Annotated in this window: 4 protein-coding genes, 4 tRNA genes and 1 pseudogene; 1 reads left to right on the top strand and 8 read right to left on the bottom strand. The window is 41.7% G+C overall.

Annotated features, from left to right (window positions below; genetic code table 11):
* The 8 genes from BCG07_RS08445 to murB form a co-directional block, all read right to left on the bottom strand.
* Nucleotides 1–570: GTP-binding protein (locus BCG07_RS08445; protein WP_286889779.1), on the bottom strand; the 570-nt coding region annotated here is incomplete at its 3' end.
* A 128-nt stretch (nucleotides 571–698) separates the two neighbouring features.
* Nucleotides 699–774: transfer RNA gene (locus tag BCG07_RS08440), tRNA-Thr, on the bottom strand.
* Between the two features lie 11 nt (nucleotides 775–785).
* A tRNA-Gly gene (locus tag BCG07_RS08435) sits at nucleotides 786–860 on the bottom strand.
* 45 nt (nucleotides 861–905) lie between these two features.
* Nucleotides 906–990, bottom strand: a tRNA-Tyr gene (locus BCG07_RS08430).
* A 40-nt stretch (nucleotides 991–1030) separates the two neighbouring features.
* Nucleotides 1031–1106 (bottom strand) — tRNA-Thr (locus BCG07_RS08425).
* A gap of 126 nt (nucleotides 1107–1232) precedes the next feature.
* Nucleotides 1233–1943: a type III pantothenate kinase gene (locus tag BCG07_RS08420; RefSeq protein WP_286889777.1), complete on the bottom strand. Its 711-nt coding sequence runs from the start codon at nucleotides 1941–1943 to the stop codon at nucleotides 1233–1235.
* The gene (gene birA, locus BCG07_RS08415; protein WP_286889776.1) at nucleotides 1940–2944 is read right to left on the bottom strand and encodes a bifunctional biotin--[acetyl-CoA-carboxylase] ligase/biotin operon repressor BirA; all 1005 of its coding nucleotides are present in this window, start codon (nucleotides 2942–2944) and stop codon (nucleotides 1940–1942) included. The genes BCG07_RS08420 and birA overlap by 4 nt, the downstream gene beginning before the upstream one ends.
* Nucleotides 2941–3951: a UDP-N-acetylmuramate dehydrogenase gene (murB, locus tag BCG07_RS08410; RefSeq protein WP_286889775.1), complete on the bottom strand. Its 1011-nt coding sequence runs from the start codon at nucleotides 3949–3951 to the stop codon at nucleotides 2941–2943. Before murB ends, birA begins: the two co-directional genes overlap by 4 nt.
* Before the next feature lie 142 nt (nucleotides 3952–4093).
* On the opposite strand from murB, the pseudogene BCG07_RS08405 reads away from it, so the two are divergent.
* A pseudogene (locus tag BCG07_RS08405) lies at nucleotides 4094–4439 on the top strand (aminopeptidase); the annotation flags it as partial.

The raw sequence follows: 4439 nt of genomic DNA, 5'->3' as shown, positions 1-4439 counted from the left end.
CATTACTGTATCTACCCATTTTTGTTCTCCGTTAAGAGCACCAAGAGCAGAACCTAGAATTACTGGAGTATTATCTCCATCATAGTCATAAAAAGAAAGCAATTCTCTTACTTCCATTTCAACGAGTTCTAATAATTCCTCGTCATCAACCATATCCGCTTTGTTTAGGAATACAACGATTCTTGGCACACCAACCTGGCGTCCTAGAAGGATGTGTTCACGCGTCTGTGGCATTGGACCATCTGTTGCAGCTACAACAAGTATGGCACCATCCATTTGTGCAGCACCGGTAACCATGTTTTTAACATAATCGGCGTGACCTGGACAATCTACGTGTGCGTAGTGACGAGTTGGTGTGTCGTACTCAACGTGTGAAGTTGAGATTGTGATACCACGCTCGCGCTCTTCTGGAGCGTTATCGATTGATGCGAAATCTTTAGCAACACCGCCGTATACTTTTGCAAGTACGTTAGTGATTGCTGCAGTTAGTGTAGTTTTACCGTGGTCAACGTGGCCGATTGTACCAACGTTTACGTGCGGTTTTACGCGTTCAAACTTTTCTTTTGCCATGACGGAACCTATCAGTTTTGTGTATCTAGATTACATATGAAAATAATCCACCGAAGGTAGATTAAGTTAATTTTTTCAAATAGTATTTTCTGACAGATAAAGGAAGTAATCAAGAAGATTCTTAAGACTGGTGCTGATAGGCAGAGTCGAACTGCCGACCTCACCCTTACCAAGGGTGCGCTCTACCAACTGAGCTATATCAGCAACACAAGAACTGGAGCGGGCAGCGGGAATCGAACCCGCATCATCAGCTTGGAAGGCTGAGGTAATAGCCATTATACGATGCCCGCGTTAGGAATCTGTTCTTAATCTACCTCTAACCGTCAAGAATAAAGTGGTGGAGGGAGCTGGATTCGAACCAGCGAAGGCTGAGCCGTCAGATTTACAGTCTGATCCCTTTGGCCGCTCGGGAACCCCTCCACGATAATTCTCTACTAATTCACTTTCGGTAAAAGGAAAGTGGTGCCGACTAACCGAGTCGAACGGTTGACCTACTGATTACAAGTCAGTTGCTCTACCAGCTGAGCTAAGTCGGCACTGCTTTAGTACGGGGCGAGATATTAGAGTAAGGTTTATTGGGATGCAACAATAAAATTAAAAAAAATGCGATTTTATTGGTTAAATGTTCAATATTCATGCAAAAGTCGCTGATTTTTCTATTTTTAGCTTGTTTTGCTTAAATCTCGCCAAAAATTTAAACCTTTCATTACTAATAAAGAATCAAAAATACTACCTTCAAATTGTTGCTGTAACAGTGCGCCATAACCACCAGCAAAAACAATTTGTACTGTTTTTGTGCTATTTTGCAAGCCTAAGTGTAATTTAGCTTGTTCTACCGCCCCGATGGTCGCAACCAACGCACCATTTTTTAAACCGTTAGGTGTATTTTTCCCTAATTGATTCTCAAAGAGGGTTTTTTCGTCGTCAAATACTCGTTGGGTGTTTTGTGTCAGTGATGATGTCATTAAATCGAGCCCAGGTAAAATCCATCCACCTAAATGCTGACCTTCACTGGTTAACACATCAATCGTTGTGGCGGTACCAGCATCAACCAATATACATGCTTGGTTAGGGTGCAATGTAAAACCAGCAATAAGTGCAAGCCATCTGTCTATGCCTAGGTTGTTTACTTGCTCGTATGCGCAGCTTAATCCTTGAAGTGTTTTAGTCACCGTTGCTTCATAACATGCTATATGATGCTTAGCAGCTTGGGCTAATAATTTATTAAGTAAGTCACTTCGCCCTACACAAGCGTATACAACTTCTGTTATTTGCGGCCAGGGTAAATTATTTAAATCTGCTGGTTGTGCCTGCTGATTGTGCCAAAGCACTGCTTTTAAAGATGTGTTACCTACATCAATGAGTAATCTCATAGCTGTGCCTTTCTCAGTGATATTTCACCGCCATAATAGCTTTTTACCTCGCCGTCTTGGCGGATACGAATTCCTCCTTGAGGGTCAATTCCTTCGCATATTCCCCGCCAGCTTCTATGGCCTGTATTTAGCTCTACGCACTCACCGGCAAATGCATTAAGCGAATTCCATTGCTCGTGCATTGTGTGTAACCCACTTTTACGATACTGATCTAATCGATTCTCTAAGTGGTAGGTGAGTGATGCCACCAGCTCGTTTTTATCTAGCTGCTGGGTATGCTGGCTAAGATCAGTCCATGCTTGATCTATGTGTTGACTAAAGCTCTGTGGCATTTGCAAATTAATACCAATTCCTAGCACTAACTGACACGGCCCTTGCGGCTGCCCATCTAGCTCAACAAGTACACCAGCAAGTTTTTGTTTATTTAAGTAAATATCATTTGGCCACTTAAGCTCTAACTCTATGTTGTAAAGCGCTTTAATTGTATCGTATACCGCTAATCCGACCGCAATCGACACCCCCATAGCTGCTTGAAGACCATCATCTAAACGCCAAAAATAGCTGTAATAAAGGTTTGCACCAAACGGTGACTGCCACACACGGCCTCGTCGTCCTCGGCCGGCCTGCTGCATTTCAGCCACAATCACGGTACCCGACTCAAGCGCTGTTTTAGCTTGTATCCGCCTCATAAGTTCGGAATTGGTTGAGTCAATTAAAGGATGTACTTCTACGTTCACTGACTGTGACTTTAACTGGCTAGTTAATTGATTAAAATACTGCTGTATTTTGGTTTGATTTAAAAGCCCAGCGTGGTTATTTAAGCTATAGCCTTTACCTGTTACTTTAAAAATATCTAAGCCCATAACTTGTAAGCTATTTATGTGTTTACTCACTGCCGCGCGACTAATACCGAGTTGTTCACCTAGCGCTTGGCCAGATACAAAACCGGGTTGATTTAACGCATTTAATATAGCGAGTTTATTGCCATCGGGTGCTTTCACTGTGTAACGCCTCCTTGTATGTAGCATTCATCGGTTGTGTTTATTAACCGTACTTCATGCTCAAGCAGTATGTTGTAACGCGAGTACACAACATGTTGAATGTGCGTGATCATAGCAATCAAGTCTTTGCCTTTGCTGTTACCATGATTAACCAATACCAGTGCTTGTTGTCTATGAACTTCAATACCCGCTACGCGATAACCTTTAAGATTTGCGTTATCGATTAGCCAACCCGCAGCTACCTTATGCTTGCTTTGCCCGTATGCGTAGTGCGGTAATTCAGGGAATTGCTTTAATAGCGTTGCTAATTGTTGATTGGTAATTATCGGGTTTTTAAAAAAACTGCCCGCATTTGGTAACGTGTATGGATCTGGCAGTTTACTATTACGAGTTTGAATAACGTGCTCAAATACGGCGCGTGGAGTCACGTTTGTTAGCTGTTTTAATGGCCCATAACTCAAAACAGGTTGCCATTGCTTTGGCAATGCTAGCAATACCCGTGTGATAACGGCTTTATTTTTTAGTCCATGTTTAAATACAGAGTCGCGGTAGCCAAACTCACATTGCGCGTTAGTCAAACAAACAAGTTTCTTGCTGTGTATGTCAAAGTACTCAACCGACTCTACAAACTTAGAAAGCTCAACACCGTAGGCTCCAATATTTTGTACAGGTGACGCCCCAACTGTACCAGGTATAAGTGCTAAGTTTTCAAGCCCTGGTAAGTTTTTATCCAGCAAGTAACTTACTAATGCGTGCCAATTTTCACCAGCGGCAACGCTTATTAAAGTATCGGTTTCACGGGGTGTAATAGTAATCCCTTTGGTGGCCATTTTAATAACCGTACCGTGGTAATCGTTTAAAAAAATGGTATTACTCCCCTCCCCCAACAAACAAAATGGTGACGAAAAGCTTTGAGTATAAAGTTGCTCAAGGTGAGTAATTTTAACTAAATTTTGGCATTGATTATGTAATGCAAAGGTGTGTAAAGGGTGTAATGCGTACGCCACAAAGCTCTCAAGATAAACCGTTAACTAATCGTAATAGTTTACCTCATCGTCGCAAAATGCGCATCAGATTGTAAAAATTGCTCAACCCACCCAGCCAATCGTGATATAAAACCTGCACTTTTTATTTGTGTTCAGGGTAATTATGAAAATTAAACCTCTCTTTTTAAGCCTCGCTATGGCAGGTATGTGTTCGCAAGCAATGGCGAATGCGGTTGATCAAAACTCATACGCCAATCTTGACGATGTTGTTACAACTCACCTTAGCCTTGATTTAGATGTCGATTTTGACGACAAGCAATTAGAAGGCTTTGTTGAGCATACGCTTAAATGGAATAACAGCAAAAGCAAAAAACTAGTGCTTGATACCCGCGACTTAGACATTGATAAAGTAATGTATCAAACACAAACAGGCAGCTGGCACAAAGCTAAATTCACTTTAGCGAATCGTGATGATGTTAAAGGCTCAAAGCTTACTATTGAATTTAAAA

The sequence above is a fragment of the Pseudoalteromonas sp. ESRF-bin5 genome, from assembly GCF_002632075.1.
Lineage (GTDB): Bacteria > Pseudomonadota > Gammaproteobacteria > Enterobacterales > Alteromonadaceae > Pseudoalteromonas > Pseudoalteromonas marina.
The sequence above is the reverse complement of the archived record's forward strand: the minus strand, read 5'-3'. Positions and strand labels throughout refer to the sequence as shown.